Origin of the sequence: Paraoerskovia marina (assembly GCF_900105445.1) — a bacterium.
Taxonomy (GTDB): domain Bacteria; phylum Actinomycetota; class Actinomycetes; order Actinomycetales; family Cellulomonadaceae; genus Paraoerskovia; species Paraoerskovia marina.
Genome location: NZ_LT629776.1, coordinates 622,681 through 639,593 on the forward strand (window position 1 = coordinate 622,681; position 16,913 = coordinate 639,593).

Consider the following 16,913-nt stretch of genomic DNA (forward strand, 5'->3'; position numbering starts at 1 on the left):
CACGCGGACGTCGGGTCCTGGTTCACAATCACCGACGGTCCGCCGTGCTGGCACCCCCGCACGGCGCTACTGTGCCCCCAGTCCACGAACACCGGCCGCTCCACCCCACGGCGGCCGCCCCACACCGAGCGAGGTACCCATGGCAGGCTCAGAGTCCACGCCGTCCGCCGGCGCACGGCGTCGACCGCGCGAGCAGTTCAGCGGTCAGACGGCCTTCATCCTTGCCGCGGTCGGATCAGCCATCGGCCTCGGCAACATCTGGCGGTTCCCCGGGGTGGCGTACGAGAACGGCGGCGGCGCGTTCATGGTGCCGTACCTGATCGCGCTGCTCACCGCCGGCATCCCGATCCTCTTCCTCGACTACGCCGTCGGGCACCGGTTCCGTGGCGCGCCGCCGCAGGCCTTCCGGCGGATCTCGCGTGGGCTGGAGAGCCTCGGCTGGTTCCAGATCGGCATCTGCATCGTGATCGCGCTGTACTACACGGCCGTGATCGCGTGGGCGGTCAGCTACTTCTTCTTCTCGTTCAACTTTGCCTGGGGCGACGACCCGACGGGGTTCTTCGTCGGCGAGTACCTGCAGGTCGGGGAGCCCGGGTTCAGCCTCGACTTCGTGCCCGGCGTGCTGATCCCGCTGGTCGCCGTGTGGGTCGTGACGATCGTGATCCTCGGTGCCGGCGTGGCCAAGGGCATCGAGCGGGCGAACGTCGTGTTCATCCCGCTGCTCGTCGTCACCTTCACGGTGCTCGTCGTCCGCGCCCTCTTCCTCGACGGCGCCGCGGACGGGCTCAACGCGCTGTTCACCCCGGACTGGTCGGCGCTCACGGACGCGAACGTCTGGATCGCGGCGTACGGCCAGATCTTCTTCTCGCTCTCGATCGCCTTCGGCATCATGATCACCTACTCGTCGTTCCGCCCGCGCCGGTCGAACATGACCGGACCCGGCCTCGTCGTCGCGTTCGCCAACTCCTCGTTCGAGATCCTCGCGGGGATCGGTGTCTTCGCCACGCTCGGGTTCCTCGCCTTCAACGAGGGCGTCGCGATCGACCAGCTCGAAAACCTCACCGGTGTGGGTCTGTCGTTCATGACCTTCCCCGCGGTGATCTCGGAGATGCCCGGCGGGCAGCTCTTCGGGGCGCTCTTCTTCGGCACGCTCGTGCTCGCGGGGCTCACGTCGCTGCTGTCGATCCTGCAGGTGGTCTCCTCGGGCTTCCAGGAGAAGTTCGGCTGGAGCCCCCGGGCGTCCGCCGTGGGCATCGGGAGCGTCAGTGCCGTCATCTCGATCGTGCTGCTCGGATCGACCACCGGGCTGATCTACCTCGACACCACCGACAACTGGGCCAACAACATCGGGATCGTCGGGTCCGCCGTCCTGATGACCGTGCTGCTGATGTGGGTGCTGCGCCGGGGCAAGGAGCTCCAGTACCACCTCAACACCGTCTCGACGTTCCAGCTCGGGTCCTGGTGGCGGTTCTGCGTCGGGATCCTCGCACCCGTCCTGCTCACGTACATGCTCGCTTCGCGCATCGTCACGCTGATCTCCGAGGGGTACGAGGGCTACCCCACCTGGTACCTCGTGACCGTCGGCTGGGGCTCCGTCGCGTTCATGGTCGTGCTCGCCGTCGTCATGCCGATGGTGCGCCGGCACGAGTCCGTGGACGGGTTCGTGCCCTGGCCGGAGTACCCGCCCAAGCCGCAGCCCACCAGCGCCGTCAAGGAGGCACGTCGATGACCAGCACCGCCGTCATCTTTCTCATCGTGACGATCGTCGTCGTCTGGGGCGGTCTGATCGCCAGCATCGTCGCGCTCCGCCGGCGCCCGGAGGCGGAGAACCTCCCCGAGGGCGGCCACGACGACGACGGCGTCGCGCCCGTCGTAGACTCCAGGGAGTCATGACCTCGCACCCCGCACAGCACCCTCCCGGGCCCGCCCGCCGTCCGACGTCGGGCCTCCGGATCGCCGGGGTGCTGACCGTCACGGCGCTGGTCGCCGCGGGGTGCACTCAGGTCTCGGACGAGGAGATCATCGGCGAGAGCGGCGGGGTGACCATCCCCGAGGTCGACGTGTCCACGATCCAGCCCGACCCCGACGTCGTCGCGCTCGTCCCGGACGACGTCGCGGCCGGCGGCCTGCTCACGGTCGGGGTCGACGGGGCCTACGCCCCCGCCGAGTTCCTCGCCGAGGACGGGCAGACGCCGATCGGGTACGACCTCGACATCATCGCCGCCGTCGCCGCCGTCATGGGGCTCGAGAGCGCCCCCGAGATCGCCGACTTCACGAGCATCATCCCGTCGGTCGGCTCGACGTACGACGTCGGGATCTCGTCGTTCACGATCACGCCGGAGCGCCTCGAGGCGGTCACGATGATCAACTACTTCAACGCCGGCGAGTCGTACACGGTGCTCGCGGGCAACCCCCGGGAGATCGACCCCGACCACCTGTGCGGGACCACCGTCGCCGTGCAGGTCGGGACCGTGCAGAACGAGGAGATCCCCGTGATCTCCGACGAGTGCGTGGCCGCGGGCGACCCCGAGATCACGATCCTGCCGTTCAACCAGCAGAACGAGGTGACGACCAACCTCGTCGGCGGACGCGCGGACGTCATGTACACCGACTCGCCCATCGCGGCCTTCGCGGTCGCCCGGACGGGCGGACGCCTGGAACAGCTCGGCAGCGTCCGGGCCGAGGCCGACCAGGGGATCGTCGTCGAGCTCGGTGACGACGACCTCGCCCTCGCCATCCAGGCCGCCCTCGAGTCGCTCGACGCCTCGGGCGACTACGAGCGCATCCTGACGGCGTGGGGCAACGAGCAGGGCGCCGTCGACTCCTTCGATATCCAGCCGGAGATCTCATGAGCCAGACCCCGACCCCCGAGACCGACCCGATCCCCGGGCGCATCCACGCCGTGCCCGTCCCGCGGCCCGGGCGGTGGATCTCCGCCGTCGTCATCGGCGTGCTCGCCGCGATGGCGGTCAACGGCCTGGTCACCAACGACAACTACCGCTGGGACGTCGTCGGCGCCTACCTCTTCGACACCCGCGTGGTCCAGGGCGTCGGGTGGACCCTGCTCCTGACGTTCCTCGCGATGGCGATCGCGGTCCTGCTCGCCGTCACCCTGGCGATCATGCGGCGGTCGCAGAACCCCGTCCTGCGCTGGACGAGCTGGACCTACATCTGGATCTTCCGCGGCACCCCCGTGTACACGCAGCTCGTCTTCTGGGGCCTGCTGTCGGTGCTGTACCCGCGCCTGAGCGTCGGCGTGCCGTTCGGGCCCGAGTTCTTCTCCTTCGACACCGCCGACGTCATCACGGCCTTCTACGCCGCCGTCCTGGGCCTCGCGCTCAACGAGGCCGCCTACCTCGCCGAGATCGTGCGCGCCGGGCTCGGCTCCGTCGACCCCGGTCAGAGCGAGGCGGCGAAGGCCCTGGGGATGAGCGAGAGCAAGATCCTGCGCCGCGTCGTCCTGCCCCAGGCCATGCGCGTGATCGTCCCGCCGACGGGCAACGAGACGATCTCCCTGCTCAAGACGACGTCCCTCGTCCTCGCGGTGCCGTTCACCCTGGACCTGACGTTCGCCACCAACGCGATCGCCAACCGGATCTTCCTGCCGATCCCGCTCCTGATGGTCGCGGCGATCTGGTACCTCGTCATCACGAGCATCCTCATGGTCGGGCAGCACTACATCGAGCGGTACTACGGCAAGGGGTTCGGCTCCGACGGCGGGACCGGGCGCCCGGGCGGAGGACGACGACGCGCGGGCCGCCCGAGCCGCCAGGCCGCCATCCGGCAGTCCGGCACCACCACCGACGACCCCTTCCTGGACGTGACGCCATGACCACGCAGCCCACCACCCCGGACCCCGCGGCGGCCACGGCGCCGATGGTGCAGATCGAGGGCCTCCACAAGCTGTTCGGCGACCTGCACGTCCTGCGCGGCGTCGACCTGACGGTGCAGCCGGGGGCCGTCAGCGTCATCCTCGGTCCCTCGGGGTCGGGGAAGTCGACCCTGCTGCGCTGCATCAACGAGCTCGAGGAGATCGACGCCGGCTCCGTCGAGGTGGCGGGCGAACGCATGGGCTACCGCGAGGTCACCCGCCGTGGGCGCACCCGCCTGCACCGGCTGCACCCCAAGGTGGTCGCACGCCAGCGCTCGCGCATCGGCATGGTCTTCCAGCGCTTCAACCTCTTCCCGCACCGCACCGCCCTCGAGAACGTCATGGAGGCGCCGGTACAGGTCCGGGGGGACTCGAGGTCGACGGCCCGGGCCCGGGCGCTCGAGCTCCTGGACCGCGTGGGGCTCTCCGACCGCGCCGACCACTACCCGGCCCAGCTCTCCGGGGGGCAGCAGCAGCGAGTCGCCATCGCGCGGGCCCTGGCGATGGACCCCGAGCTCATGCTCTTCGACGAGCCCACCTCGGCCCTCGACCCCGAGCTCGTGGGGGAGGTGCTGGGCGTGATGCAGGACCTGGCACGGTCCGGGATGACGATGGTCGTCGTGACCCACGAGATCGGCTTTGCCCGCGAGGTCGCCGACCAGGTGGTGTTCATGGACGAGGGTGTGATCGTCGAGCAGGGGGCGCCCGAGCAGGTGCTCGTCACGCCGCGCGAGCAGCGCACGCAGGACTTCCTCGCGCACGTGCTGTAGGCGTCAGCCCCGGACGAGCGCTCCGAGGCCTACTCCGCCGCCCAGGCCGACGACGATCGCGGCAGAGGTGAGGGCGACCGGGTGGCGCAGCAGCCGCTGCGAGAACGTGAAGTCGTGGGCGTCATGCGTCACGGCACCGTCGGCGACGGGGTGGGCGGCACGCTCTTGCGGTGCCTGCACGAGGCTCGCGGGCGACGTCGTCGACGGTGATGCGCTGATCCGGGCGGACTGTGGCACGGAGACCTCCAGGGCACTGCGGCTGCTCGTGCACGGCGCACGAAGCGGGCAGACGTGTGTGCCTGCCCGCCTCCGAGTCTGTGGTTCGCCGTGGTCGCACGCTCGCTGAACGAGCCTCCGTTACCGATCCGTGGCCGAACAGGTGAGGTAAAACGCCCCGTACCGGACGGACCGGACGCCCGCGGAGGCCTCAGTCGCAGATCACGCCGTCGCGGTCCCAGTCGAGGATCGCGTTGTAGGCGGGGTCTCCCTCGCGCATCGGCGCGACGCCGTCGCGCTTCGCCTCCCCGCAGTCCCAGTACGTCTTGTCGGCGTTCTGGTTGTTGTTCTGGTTGTCGTTGTTCTGGTTGTTGCCCTGGTTGTTGTTCTGGTTCTGGTTCTGGTTGTTGCTGTTCTGCGCCTCGTCCTCGCGGTCGCTGATCTCGCTCTCCCGGTCGTCGAGCGCGTCCTGCTCGTCCTTGAGCGCGGCCTGGTCCTCGGCGAGCTGCTCCTGCTGGGCGGTCAGGTCCTCCATGTGCGTCTCGAACTCGGCGCGGTCGTCCGCGAGGGAGTCGCGCTCCGCCTCGGCCTTGGCCTGCGAGGCGTTCGCCTCGGCGATCGCCTCGCTCGCGTCGCCCCGTGCGGCGAACGCGAGGACCAGCCCGATGACGAGCCCTGCGCAGAGCCCGCCGATCGCGGCGGCGACCATCGGGCCCGTCGCGGTGCGCCGTCCGGAGGACCCGTCCTTGCTCGGGTTGCCCGCGCCGGATCGGCTGCCGCGTGACGGCGCCCCGGCGGCCGGGGAGTCGTCGGGGGTCGCGCCCAGGGCGACGACGCCGCTGGCGGACGCGGTCGGTGTCGACCCCGACGGGCTGCGGGTGGTCGACCCGCTGGTGGCCGTCCTGTCGCCCGAGCTCCGGACGGTGGTCGTCCTCGTGCTCGTGGCCGCCGGAGTGCGGACCGCCTGCATGACGGCGGTGGCACCCGGATCGGTCGCGGCGGGGACCACGGTCGTGGCGTCGTCGTCGTCGACCCAGTACTCCCAGCCGGGAGGGGCCGGGGGCCACGACGGGTCGGGCGACCAGGTCGCATCGGGCTCGAACCCGGGCGGGGTGCTCCACCCCGGGGGCGGGTTGAAACGCATGTCAGGCTCCTCGATCGGTTGCGCGGAACACTATGCGGCAAGCGAGGTGGTTTGCGCCAGACCGTGTGCATTTTTGGGCAGGCGGACGACGCCGGCCTCCCGTGTCGGGAGCGGCCTCCGGTCAGGTGGTCGCGGGGCGGGGAGCGGGGCCGACGCCGCACTCGACGAACGCGGAGACGGTCCGGATCGCGTCGTGCGCGTCGTCGACGACGTACCGCAGGGCGTGGTGCTCCTCGTGGACGGCGACGAGGTCCCCGACGTGGAGCGCGGCCCGCAGATCAGCGGCGTGCCAGAGGATGGCGCGGTTCGGCACCGGTGCGGGCTCTCCGAGACCCGTCGGTCCGGACGGCGCGGCAGGGAGGACGTCGGCGTCGTAGCCGACACACGTGAGTCGTTCCGACACGGACCGCACCACCCCGGTGCGCCATCCCCACGGCGTGGCGTCGAGGGCGGCGCGCTGCGTCGGTGTGAACCCGTACCCCGGTGTGACCGGAAACACAGCCGCGGTGGCCTCGGGCGTGCGCGTGCCGGCGAGGGGAAGGGTGGTGGCGGAGGCCATCTGCGTACTCCTGACGTGGTGCGCTTCCCCCACCGGCGGCGGGGGCGGGTCTTCCTCCGGGAGCACCGTGCGCACTGGCGCGGTTGCCGGTCCCGCACGCCGGAGGGCGATACCACGGGGCCTCATGACCGCGACCATCGTAGGCCGATCCGCCCGCGGATGGCGAGCCCGTCGTCGGGCACCGCGTCCGCACGCAGAACGACCCCCCGCCACGAGTGGCGAGGGGTCGTCGGTTCAGCTGCCGCGTCAGGCGGCGGGCTGAGAAAAAATCACGCGGGGCGGATGTTCTCCGCCTGCGGGCCCTTGGGGCCCTGCGTCACGTCGAACTCGACGCGCTGCGCCTCTTCGAGCGTGCGGTAGCCCTGCGTCTGGATCGCCGAGTAGTGGGCGAACACGTCGGCGGAGCCGTCCTCGGGGGCGATGAAGCCATAGCCCTTCTCCGAGTTGAACCACTTCACGGTACCGAGCGTCATCTTGTTTCTCCTTCAAGAGGTGTCAACGGCCCCGACTTCCGAGGCCGGCATCACGGTGATTCGTCGTCAACTCTTGGGTAAACAAGGTCCGCCCGGTCCGGAGACCGAAGCGCAAGGACAAGCGAACTGCATTCTGCGAGTACGAGCGTACCGGGTTTGAGCCAGGGACACCATGGCCTGACGGCAGAATCATGTGGAGATTTCCGCGCCGCCGGTGCCGCCGCTGCCGCCGGTGCTGCACGCGCGGCCAGGCGGTGCGGTCGCGGGTCGAGGCGGGGCTGTGCGACGTCGTCGCCGCCGAAACGGCACGATCGTGCCGGTATTGCCCGCCAGGTGAGACGAAACGTGTCATGAGTCACATCACGGTAACGATCGGGCGGAACTGTGCCCCAGGACACATCGCCGACACATTCGCTGCCTACTGTGACCGCACGGCACGAATGGTGTCGTGGATCACAGGTCCACCTCGGAGGGAAAAGACTTATGAAGCGACGGACCCTTGCGACGCGAAGCCTCGCGCTCGCTGCAGCCCTCAGCCTGGGCCTGGCGGCCTGCTCGACCGACGACGGCGGCGACAGTGCCGACGGTGGCGGCGACGGCGGCGGCGGCGACGACCAGCTCGTCGTCGGGACGCTCCTGCCCCTGACCGGAACCCTCGCGTTCCTCGGCCCGCCCGAGGTCGCAGGTGTCGGCCTCGCGGTCGACGAGATCAACGAGGCCGGCGGCGTGCTCGGCAACGACGTGACCATCGAGGGCGCAGACTCCGGCGACTCGACGGACTTCAACGTCTCGACCCAGTCGGCGACCGACCTCATCGGCAAGGACGCTGACGTGATGATCGGCGCCGCGTCGTCGAGCGTCTCGCTGAACGTCGTCGACATGGTCACCGAGGCCGGCGTCATGCAGATCTCGCCCGCCAACACGTCGACCACGCTCTCGGGCTACAGCGACCTCTTCGCGCGCACCGCCCCGCCGGACTCCGTCCAGGGCTCCGCCCTCGGCTCGCTCATCCTCGACTCGGGGGCCACCAAGGTCGGCTTCCTCGTCCAGAACGAGGACTACGGCACGGGCCTGCGCGACAACGTCCAGCAGACGATCGAGGCAGGCGGGGCCGAGGCGGTCTACGGCGGCACCGGGGCCGGGCAGGAGTTCCAGCCCGGCGAGTCGAACTTCTCCGCACAGGTCACCGACCTGCTCGCGCAGGACCCCGACGTCATCTCCGTGATCGCGTTCGACGAGACCAAGGCGATCGTCACCGAGCTCGTGGCCCAGGGCTGGGACCTCGGCGGCAAGACGTTCTTCTGCGACGGGAACACGGCGTCGTACGAGGGTGACTTCGACGAGGGCACCCTCGAGGGCGTCATCGGGACGATCCCCGGTGCCGAGGCCAAGGGTGAGTTCAAGGAGCGTCTCGACGCGTTCTACGCCGACTCCGAGGGTGGCGAGCTCACCTCGTACGCCTACGGCCCCGAGTCGTACGACGCGACGATCCTCGCGGCCCTCGCGGCCGTGCGTGGTGGATCGGCCGACGGCCAGACGATCGCGGACAACATCAAGTCCGTGTCGGGCGCCGACGGCGGCACCGAGGTCAGCAGCTTCGCGGAGGGCGTCGAGGCGCTCGAGGCGGGCGACGACATCCACTACGTGGGCGTCTCCGGCACCGGCCCCCTGAACGACGACAACGACCCGTCGTCGGCGTTCATCGGTGTCTACGAGTACGACAGCAGCAACGTGCAGAACTTCACGCGTGCTGTCGAGGGTCAGATCGGCTGACCCTCTCCACACCCCCGCCGCAACGGCGCGGCAACCGAGGAGGGCTCGGCACCGTCTGGTGCCGGGCCCTTCCTCATGGGACACCGGGCGAGCCCGCGTGCTCGGCCGCGAGCATCCCGTAGACGGCGGTGTCCGTCCACTCGCCCTTGCACCACCAGTTCTGCCGCAGGTGGGCCTCCTGCCGCATTCCCAGACGTACGCAGAGCCGTGCCGACGCGGTGTTGCGGGGGTCGAGCTGCGCGGCGACGCGGTACATCGAGTACTCCTCGAACGCGATCGTCAGCAACGCCTGCGCGGCCTCGGTGGCGTACCCGCGCCCGGCGGCGTCGGGGTGCAGCACCCAGCCGATCTCTCCGCAGGCGAGCGTGTCGTCGGTCGGCCAGAGCACGACGTCGCCGATCACCCGGCCGTCCAGGACCATCACGAGCGCCAGGGCCGTCCCCGGCCCGTCGATGCCGGTGCGCGCCACCCGCTTGGCCATCTCGACCGGCGTGCTCTCCGCGGTCCAGGCCGCCATGGGCACGTACCGGGCGACGTCGTCCCGTCCGTAGATCTCGCGCAGCGACGGTGCGTCGTCCTCGTGGACGTGGCGCAGGAGGAGACGGTCGGTGGTCACGGGCACGGTCATGGCACCAGTCTGCCCCCGGAAACGACGCCGGCCCCGGGGGAAGTCCCCCCGGGGCCGGTCCGTGCTGCGGTGTCGGGCGGGCCGGAGCCCTGCCCGGTGGTGCTACGGCGTGGAGCGGTCCGCTGCGGCGGCGTCGGCCGCGTCCTCGACGCCCTCGGCGAGCGTGCCGAGGTACAGCGAGATGACCTTCGGGTCGTGCTGCAGCTCGCTCCCCGTGCCGTTGTAGGCGTCGACGCCCTGGTCGAGCACGTAGCCGCGGTCGCAGATCTGCAGGCAGCGGCGGGCATTCTGCTCGACCATGATCACCGAGACCCCGGCCTTATTGATCATCCGGGTCCGCAGGAACGTCTCGTCCTGCCGCACGGGGGACAGTCCCGCGGACGGCTCGTCGAGCAGAAGCACGGAGGGGTTCATCATGAGCGCGCGACCCATCGCCACCATCTGACGCTCACCGCCCGAGAGCGAGCCCGCGCGCTGGGCGCGGCGCTCCCCGAGGGCGGGGAACAGCTCGGCGATGAACGCGAAGCGCTCGGCGAACGCCTTCGGGCGCAGGTACACGCCCATCTTCATGTTCTCCTCGATCGTGAGGGACGGGAAGACGTTGTTGGACTGCGGCACGAACCCGACGCCGCGCTCCACGAGCTTGTTGGCCTTCATCCCGGTGATGTCGTCACCGCCGAGCGTCACGGTGCCGGACCGCACCTCCACGAGACCGAACAGGGCCTTGAGGAGCGTCGACTTCCCGGCGCCGTTGGGGCCGATGATGCCGATCAGCTCGCCCTGCCCCACCTCGATCGAGCAGCCGTTGAGGATGTTGACGCCCGGCAGGTAGCCCGCGACGAGGTTGTCGGCGCGCAGCAGCAGGTCGTCGACGGCGGGGCGGGGCCCCGCGGTGGCGGTCACGGTGTCGTTGCTCATCGCTTCTTCTCCTCTTCCTCGAGGCGGGCGAGGATCGCGGGGTCGAGGAGCGAGTCGTCACCCAGGTCGGTGTCGTGGTGCGCGCCGAGGTAGGCGTCGATCACGGCCTGGTCGTTCATCACGCTCTCCGGTGGCCCCTCGGCGACGATCCGGCCCTCGGCCATGACCACCACCCAGTCGGAGACGTGGCGGACGGCGTGCATGTCGTGCTCGACGAAGAGCACGGTCATGCCCTCGTCGCGCAGCGCCTGGATGTGCCCGAGCAGGGACTGCACGAGTGCCGGGTTCACCCCGGCCATCGGCTCGTCGAGCATGATCATCGTCGGGTCCGTCATCAGGGCCCGCGCCATCTCGAGGAGCTTGCGCTGGCCGCCGGAGAGCGAGCCCGCGAAGTCGTCGGCCTTGGCGAGGAGGTTGAAGCGCTCGAGGATCTCGGACGCCTTGTCCGTGACCTCGACCTCGCGTCGGCGCCACAGCGGCGGGACGAGCGAGGCGAACATGTTCTCGCCCGGGTGGTTCCGCGCGGCCAGGCGCATGTTGTCCATGACCGTCAGCCGCGAGAGCGCCTTGGTGAGCTGGAACGTGCGCACCATGCCCGCACGGGCGACCTTGGCGGCGGGCTTGCCGCCGAGGGAGTGCCCCTCGAACGTCCAGGACCCCTGGTCCGGGACGTCGAACCCGGTCAGAAGGTTGAAGAACGTCGTCTTGCCGGCACCGTTGGGGCCGATCAACGCCGTGATGGCCTTGGCCTCGACCTCGAGGTGGTCGACGTCGACCGCCGTCATCCCGCCGAAGCGGCGGCGGACGTTGTCGACCGTGAGGATCGACGTGGGCTTGGGGGACCCGGGCGTGGCCTCGACGTGTGAGAGGTCCAGCTTGACCGGGTCGACCGTCGTCTCGGTCGTCGTGTCATCGGACATTGAACGACAGCTCCTTCTTGTCGCCGAATATTCCTTGGGGTCGGAAGATCACCAGGCACATCAGCGTGATCCCGACGAGCATGCCGCCGATCTGCTCGATCTGGGCCGAGGAGACCGCGTCCGGCAGGGCGGAACGCATCCCGGCCCGCAGCAGCATGTAGACGCTGAAGAAGATCATCGACCCGATCACCGGGCCCCAGACGGTGGCGGCGCCACCGAGCAGGAGGATGGTCCAGATGAAGAACGTCATCGACCGGCCCATCGAGTCGGGCTGGACGGCGCGCGGGAGGACGAACAGCACGCCTGCCACGGAGCCGGCGACGCCGCCGAGGATGAGCGCCTGCATCTTGTACGCGTAGACGTTCTTGCCGAGCGACCGCACGGCGTCCTCGTCCTCACGGATCCCCTTGAGCACGCGGCCCCAGGGGCTGCGGGTCAGGAGCCAGACGAGCAGCACGGCGATCAGGACGACCGACCAGGCCACGATCCGCACCCACCAGGAGTCCGAGCCGTTGTTCAGGTACTCGAGCGGTCCGATCGCGGAGCGGCCGTCGGGCAGCGGGGAGAGCCCGAGGAAAGTCTCCTTGAACGAGTTGCCGGTGAGGCCCGAGGACCCGCCGGTCTGCTCGTTGAAGACGGTGGAGCGCCCCACCATGCGGATGATCTCCGCGGCCGAGATCGTGACGATCGCGAGGTAGTCCCCCCGTAGCTTCAGCGTCGGGATGCCGAGCAGGAGCGCGAAGAGCGCTCCGGCGATGATCGCGACGAGGAGGGCGACGAAGAAGGGTGCTCCGGCGATCGTGGAGATCGCGAAGCCGTAGGCGCCGAGGAGCATGAAGCCCGCCTGGCCCATGTTGAGCAGTCCGGTGTACCCGAAGTGCAGGTTGAGCCCGATGGCCGCGAGCGCGTAGGCAGCGGTGGTCGGCGCGATGAGCTCGCCGAGGGCTTGTTCGAGGATGCGCAGAAAGTCCATGGTCAGCTTCCCTTCAGCCGATGCGCTCGGCTCGACCGAGCAGACCCTGGGGCCTGAACACGAGGACGAGGATGAGGATGAGGAGGGCCGAGGCGTACCGCAGGTCGCTCGGGATGAAGAGGTTGGAGAGCTCGACGACCATGCCGATCACGAGGGAGCCGACGAGGGCTCCGAACGCGGTGCCGAGTCCACCGAGGGTGACGGCGGCGAACATCAGCAGCAGCATCTGCATGCCCATCATCCAGTTGAACGACCCGAAGACCATGCCGAGCAGCATCCCGGCGAGGCCGGCGAGACCGGCGGCCAGGACCCAGACGATGCGGATGATCTTGTTCGGGTCGATGCCGGTCGCCGAGGCGAGCGCGGTGTTGTCCGAGACGGCGCGGGTGGCCTGGCCGATCCGGGTCCGGGTGAGGAACCACGCGACGGCGAGGAGGACGACCAGGGCGATCACCATCGAGACCCACGAGGCGCGGGTGAGGGTGAACGGCCCGAGCGACCACGTCTCCGGGTTGCTCGTGATGATGCGCTGGGTGCCGGCGCCGATGGCGAGCTGGATGAAGTACTGCAGCGCGATCGACAGGCCGATCGTCACGATCATCAGCTGGACCACGGGTGTCCCGCGTTTGCGGAGCGGTTTCCAGATGCCGGCGTCCTGGATCCAGCCGGTCGCGGCGCAGAGCGCGATGGTGACGATCGCGCCGAGCCAGATCGGCATGCCCATCACGTTCATCGTCACGTACGCGAGCATCGCGCCGAGGGTGACCTGCTCGCCGTGGGAGAAGCTGGAGAGCTTGGTGGTTCCGTAGATGAGGCTGAGGCCCACGGAGGCGAGGGCCAGCAGGAGGCCGAAGCGGAGGCCCGAGCCGATCTGCGTCCACACCTGGTCGGCCTTGAGCCCGCCGGAGGAGGCCGCCGGTGTGCTGCCGTCGCCGTCGAGCCCGCCCTCGCCGGTGGACGAGGCGGTCTCGCTGGGCGCGACCGCCGTGTCCTCCCCGATGCGGAACGCGGCGCGGGCGGTGCCGCCCATCTGCGCCGTGACGGTGATCTCGGTCTCTGCTCCTTCGCCGAGCTCCTCCCCGTCGGGGAGGGTCGTCGCGTCGAGGGAGGCGACGTACTTGCCGGTCTCCGTGACGGCGACGGCGGAGAGCCCGTCGTCCGTCGTCGTCACGATCTCGCTGAACCCCTCGGGTCCGGTGATCTCGATGTCGGCGTCGGCGATCCGGTTGTTCTCCGGGTCGAGGACGAGAACGCCGATGCAGGCCGTCTCCGTGTCGGGCGTGCAGGTGCTGGTGGCGGTAGCCACGCTGGTCGGTGTGGTGGCCAGGGCTGGGGCGGCGGCGAGCGCGGCGAGCCCGGACAGCATCAACGCTGCCAGGGATCGTCGGATCGTCGTCTTACCTCGGTCCGCTGTCATCGGCGGGTCCTCCGTGTTCGCTGTTCACCGAGAGGGGTGGCGGGTCGGCCGCACCTCGGTGTGCGGTGGACAGTAGATCGGGCGTGTATCGGTCGTGTTTCTGCAAGGTGCCGGAAGTGTAGCGCGCGTCACATTAGGAATTGGTGGCCTGCGAGTGCCTGGCTCTTTACCTGGACGTTTGCACCACTTTCCGCCGTTCACGCAGGTCAGTGGCCGGATTCGTGCTGATTCGCAGAGTGGATTCGGGCGCTCTCCCGTGCCTGGCGGGCCCCCAGGGCGGGCCAGGGTGTGCGGCGCGTCGCCGATTCCCGTCCGTCGTCGAGCGTCCGGTCCGTTGCGCGATCGTGACACTACGTACCGTGATGTGAGACACAGTCGCGTCCGGTCGGTCTGCGGGAGGATGGCGACATGACTTCTCAGAACACGGACCTGCGCGACGAGTCCTTCCTCGCCCTCACGACCTTCCGACGCTCGGGCGAGGGGGTCGCGACGCCCGTCTGGGCCGCGCGTGACCCCCAGGTCGACGGCGCGCTCGTCGTCGTCACGGACCTCCACTCGGGCAAGGTCAAGCGTCTGCGCAACAACCCGACGATCACGCTCCAGCCGTGCGACGCCCGCGGCAACGTCCGCGGAGAGACCGTGACCGGGACCGCCGTTGTGCTGGACGGGACCACGCCGGCGGACGAGGCCACCCGCAAGGCGGCGCACGCCGCGCTGCGGAAGAAGTACGGGTGGCAGGCCCGCGCGCTCGACCTCGCGTCGAAGTTCCGTCGCAAGCAGGAGCGCACCTACCTCCGCCTGACCCTCGACGACGGCCAGGACGCGACGGCGTAGCCGCCAGGCGCGTTCGACGGCACCCCGCCCCGCCCCCGTACGCTGGCGGGGTGTCGGATTCGCAGCAGTTCTCAGACCCCGCCGTCGTCGCTCCCGTCGCGGAGAAGCGCCCGACGACGCGCACCCACCACGGCGACGTCGTCACCGACCCGTACGAGTGGTTGCGCGACAAGGAGTCGCCCGAGGTGCTCGCGCACCTGGAGGCCGAGAACGCCTACGCAGCCGCGCAGACCGACGACCTCGCCGACCTGCGCGAGCGGATCGTCGGCGAGATCAAGGCGCGCACGCAGGAGACCGACCTCTCCGTCCCCGTGGCGGAGGGCCCCTGGTGGTACTACTCGCGCACCGTCGAGGGACAGCAGTACGCCATCCGTGCCCGCGCACCGCGCGTACCCGGCGACGACGTCCCGCCCGAGCTGGTCCCCGGCGAACCCGTCGAGGGTGAGCAGGTCCTGCTCGACGAGAACGTCGCCGCCGAGGGGCACGAGTTCTTCTCGCTCGGGTCGTTCGACCTCTCCGGCGACGGAGACCGGCTCGCGTACGCGACCGACGTCGTCGGCGACGAGCGCTACACGCTCCGGGTCCGCGACCTGACGACGGGAGAGGACCTGGCCGACGAGGTCCCCGGCACGTTCCCCGGGGCGACGTTCAGCCCCGACGGCCGCTACGTCTTCTACCCCACGGTCGACGACGCGTGGCGCCCCCACCGCATCTGGCGGCACGAGGTCGGCACCCCCGCGGGCGACGACGTGATCGTCTTCGAGGAGCCGGACGACCGGTACTGGGTGGGCGTCGGCCTCTCCCGCTCGCGCCGATACCTGCAGATCGAGCTCGGCTCCAAGATCACCAGCGAGTCGTGGATCCTCGAGTCCGACGACCCGACAGGCGACTTCCGCGTGGTCTGGCCGCGCCGCGAGGGTGTCGAGTACACCGTCGAGCACGCCGTGCTCCCCGGCGCCGACGGTCCCCGTGACAGCCTCCTGATCACGCACAACGACGGGGCGCTCGACTTCGAGGTCGTCGCCACCGACGTCCCGACGGCCGGGGCGACGCTGCTCCCCGAGGACGCGACCGTCGTCGTGCCGCACGACCCCTCGGTGCGGATCGAGGGCGTCGACGCGTTCGCCGGCCACGTCGTCGTCTCCTACCGCAAGGACGCGCTCGCCCGGGTCGGGGTCGTGCGGCTCGACGTCGGTCGAGCGGAGGTCGTCGGTCGGGCGGAGGACGGCGGTCGAGCTCGTCGAGACCAGGATCTCGACAGGCTCGATCAGCGTGGCCGGCTCGATCAGCAAGGGCCGCTCGATCAGCCGTGGCAGATCGAGGAGATCGCCTTCGACGAGCCGCTGTACACCGTCGGCGTCGGTGCCAACCCGGCGTGGGACCAGCGCCACGTCCGCATCGGCCAGACGAGCTTCGTCACCCCGGCGACGGTCTACGACCACGACGTCGCGACCGGCGAGCGCACCCTGCGCAAGCGCCAGCCCGTGCTCGGCGGCTACGACCCGGCCGACTACGCGCAGTCGCGCGAATGGGCGACCGCGGACGACGGCACGCAGATCCCGATCTCGCTCGTGTGGCGCCGCGACGCGGTCACGCTCAACGCGTCGGGCATGCAGGCCGACCCGGCACCGCTGATGCTCTACGGGTACGGCTCGTACGAGATCAGCACGGACCCGGGGTTCTCGGTGCCGCGCCTGTCGTTGCTGGACCGCGGGGTCGTCTTCGCGGTCGCGCACGTGCGCGGCGGTGGCGAGATGGGGCGCGGCTGGTACGACGACGGCAAGACCCTGACCAAGAAGAACAGCTTCACGGACTTCGTCACCTGTGCCCGGCACCTCGTCGGCAGCGGGTGGACGACGCCGGAGCGCACGGTCGCGTACGGGGGCTCGGCCGGCGGCCTCCTGATGGGGGCGGTGGCGAACCTCGCCCCGCAGGACTTCGCGGGTGTCGTCGCGGCCGTGCCGTTCGTCGATCCTCTGACGTCGATCCTCGACCCGTCGCTGCCGCTGACCGTCATCGAGTGGGACGAGTGGGGCAATCCGCTAGAGGACCCCGAGGTCTACGCCTACATGAAGGAGTACTCGCCGTACGAGAATGTGCGCGACGACGTCGAGTACCCCCGAATCCTCGCCCTGACATCGCTCAACGACACCCGCGTCCTCTACGTCGAGCCCGCCAAGTGGGTGGCCCGGCTGCGTGAGGTGGGGGCCGACGTCGTGCTGAAGATCGAGATGAGCGCCGGGCACGGGGGAGTGTCGGGGCGGTACGAGCGCTGGAAGGAGATCGCGTTCGAGGACGCGTGGACGCTCGACGTGCTGGGGCTTGCAGGCCGTGCATGAACGACACACAGATGTTTCTTAGAATCTCCTGCTGACTCGAACGCAAGATGAACTCCAGGTGAACAACCGCGGAAGGGT

Annotated in this window: 17 protein-coding genes and 1 riboswitch; of the genes, 8 read left to right on the forward strand and 9 right to left on the reverse strand. The window is 69.9% G+C overall.

Annotated elements, in window-relative coordinates:
• Nucleotides 1–139 precede the first annotated feature (139 nt).
• The 5 genes from BLU20_RS02810 to BLU20_RS02830 are packed head-to-tail and all read left to right on the forward strand — an operon-like array spanning nucleotide 140 to nucleotide 4,641.
• On the forward strand, nucleotides 140–1,729 hold the full coding sequence (locus BLU20_RS02810) for a sodium-dependent transporter (RefSeq protein WP_029253955.1): 1,590 nt from the start codon (nucleotides 140–142) through the stop codon (nucleotides 1,727–1,729).
• Nucleotides 1,726–1,893, forward strand: a complete 168-nt coding sequence (locus tag BLU20_RS02815; RefSeq protein ID WP_083371509.1) for a methionine/alanine import family NSS transporter small subunit — start codon at nucleotides 1,726–1,728, stop codon at nucleotides 1,891–1,893. Before BLU20_RS02810 ends, BLU20_RS02815 begins: the two co-directional genes overlap by 4 nt.
• Nucleotides 1,890–2,852 (forward strand): ABC transporter substrate-binding protein, encoded by a 963-nt coding sequence (locus tag BLU20_RS02820; protein WP_052367224.1) that lies wholly within the window; start codon nucleotides 1,890–1,892, stop codon nucleotides 2,850–2,852. The genes BLU20_RS02815 and BLU20_RS02820 overlap by 4 nt, the downstream gene beginning before the upstream one ends.
• On the forward strand, nucleotides 2,849–3,832 hold the full coding sequence (locus BLU20_RS02825) for an amino acid ABC transporter permease (protein WP_083371510.1): 984 nt from the start codon (nucleotides 2,849–2,851) through the stop codon (nucleotides 3,830–3,832). The genes BLU20_RS02820 and BLU20_RS02825 overlap by 4 nt, the downstream gene beginning before the upstream one ends.
• Complete coding sequence (locus tag BLU20_RS02830; protein ID WP_052367223.1) at nucleotides 3,829–4,641, forward strand: amino acid ABC transporter ATP-binding protein; 813 nt, start codon at nucleotides 3,829–3,831, stop codon at nucleotides 4,639–4,641. Before BLU20_RS02825 ends, BLU20_RS02830 begins: the two co-directional genes overlap by 4 nt.
• Before the next feature lie 3 nt (nucleotides 4,642–4,644).
• Here BLU20_RS02830 and BLU20_RS13645 read toward each other — a convergent pair whose 3' ends face one another.
• The 4 genes from BLU20_RS13645 to BLU20_RS02845 form a co-directional block, all read right to left on the reverse strand.
• Nucleotides 4,645–4,878, reverse strand: a complete 234-nt coding sequence (locus tag BLU20_RS13645) for a hypothetical protein (RefSeq protein WP_157270262.1) — start codon at nucleotides 4,876–4,878, stop codon at nucleotides 4,645–4,647.
• Between the two features lie 190 nt (nucleotides 4,879–5,068).
• Nucleotides 5,069–6,001, reverse strand: a complete 933-nt coding sequence (locus BLU20_RS02835; RefSeq protein ID WP_029253951.1) for an excalibur calcium-binding domain-containing protein — start codon at nucleotides 5,999–6,001, stop codon at nucleotides 5,069–5,071.
• A gap of 121 nt (nucleotides 6,002–6,122) precedes the next feature.
• Nucleotides 6,123–6,560 (reverse strand): hypothetical protein, encoded by a 438-nt coding sequence (locus BLU20_RS02840; protein ID WP_083371511.1) that lies wholly within the window; start codon nucleotides 6,558–6,560, stop codon nucleotides 6,123–6,125.
• A 15-nt stretch (nucleotides 6,561–6,575) separates the two neighbouring features.
• Nucleotides 6,576–6,690, reverse strand: a riboswitch (SAM riboswitch).
• Between the two features lie 139 nt (nucleotides 6,691–6,829).
• Complete coding sequence (locus tag BLU20_RS02845) at nucleotides 6,830–7,033, reverse strand: cold-shock protein (protein ID WP_029253949.1); 204 nt, start codon at nucleotides 7,031–7,033, stop codon at nucleotides 6,830–6,832.
• Between the two features lie 483 nt (nucleotides 7,034–7,516).
• Here BLU20_RS02845 and BLU20_RS02850 point away from each other — a divergent pair, with 483 nt between their 5' ends.
• On the forward strand, nucleotides 7,517–8,806 hold the full coding sequence (locus BLU20_RS02850; RefSeq protein WP_083371512.1) for an ABC transporter substrate-binding protein: 1,290 nt from the start codon (nucleotides 7,517–7,519) through the stop codon (nucleotides 8,804–8,806).
• Between the two features lie 73 nt (nucleotides 8,807–8,879).
• On the opposite strand, the gene BLU20_RS02855 is transcribed toward BLU20_RS02850, so the two are convergent.
• The 5 genes from BLU20_RS02855 to BLU20_RS02875 all read right to left on the reverse strand — a co-directional run bounded on the left by BLU20_RS02855 (nucleotide 8,880) and on the right by BLU20_RS02875 (nucleotide 13,662).
• Nucleotides 8,880–9,434, reverse strand: coding sequence for a GNAT family N-acetyltransferase (locus BLU20_RS02855; RefSeq protein ID WP_083371513.1), 555 nt, complete (start codon nucleotides 9,432–9,434; stop codon nucleotides 8,880–8,882).
• 102 nt (nucleotides 9,435–9,536) lie between these two features.
• Nucleotides 9,537–10,352 (reverse strand): ABC transporter ATP-binding protein, encoded by an 816-nt coding sequence (locus BLU20_RS02860; RefSeq protein WP_083371514.1) that lies wholly within the window; start codon nucleotides 10,350–10,352, stop codon nucleotides 9,537–9,539.
• The gene (locus tag BLU20_RS02865) at nucleotides 10,349–11,272 is read right to left on the reverse strand and encodes an ABC transporter ATP-binding protein (RefSeq protein ID WP_029253945.1); all 924 of its coding nucleotides are present in this window, start codon (nucleotides 11,270–11,272) and stop codon (nucleotides 10,349–10,351) included. Before BLU20_RS02865 ends, BLU20_RS02860 begins: the two co-directional genes overlap by 4 nt.
• Entirely contained in the window at nucleotides 11,262–12,245 is a 984-nt protein-coding gene (locus tag BLU20_RS02870) for a branched-chain amino acid ABC transporter permease (protein ID WP_029253944.1), read from the reverse strand. Before BLU20_RS02870 ends, BLU20_RS02865 begins: the two co-directional genes overlap by 11 nt.
• A 13-nt stretch (nucleotides 12,246–12,258) precedes the next feature.
• Nucleotides 12,259–13,662 carry a branched-chain amino acid ABC transporter permease gene (locus BLU20_RS02875; protein WP_029253943.1) on the reverse strand — a complete coding sequence of 468 codons (1,404 nt, stop codon included), beginning with the start codon at nucleotides 13,660–13,662 and terminating at the stop codon, nucleotides 12,259–12,261.
• 408 nt (nucleotides 13,663–14,070) lie between these two features.
• Between BLU20_RS02875 and BLU20_RS02880 the strand changes: the two genes are divergently transcribed.
• Both BLU20_RS02880 and BLU20_RS02885 read left to right on the forward strand, forming a co-directional pair.
• Nucleotides 14,071–14,496 (forward strand): PPOX class F420-dependent oxidoreductase, encoded by a 426-nt coding sequence (locus BLU20_RS02880; RefSeq protein ID WP_083371515.1) that lies wholly within the window; start codon nucleotides 14,071–14,073, stop codon nucleotides 14,494–14,496.
• A 50-nt stretch (nucleotides 14,497–14,546) separates the two neighbouring features.
• Entirely contained in the window at nucleotides 14,547–16,835 is a 2,289-nt protein-coding gene (locus BLU20_RS02885) for a S9 family peptidase (RefSeq protein WP_083371516.1), read from the forward strand.
• Nucleotides 16,836–16,913 lie beyond the last annotated feature (78 nt).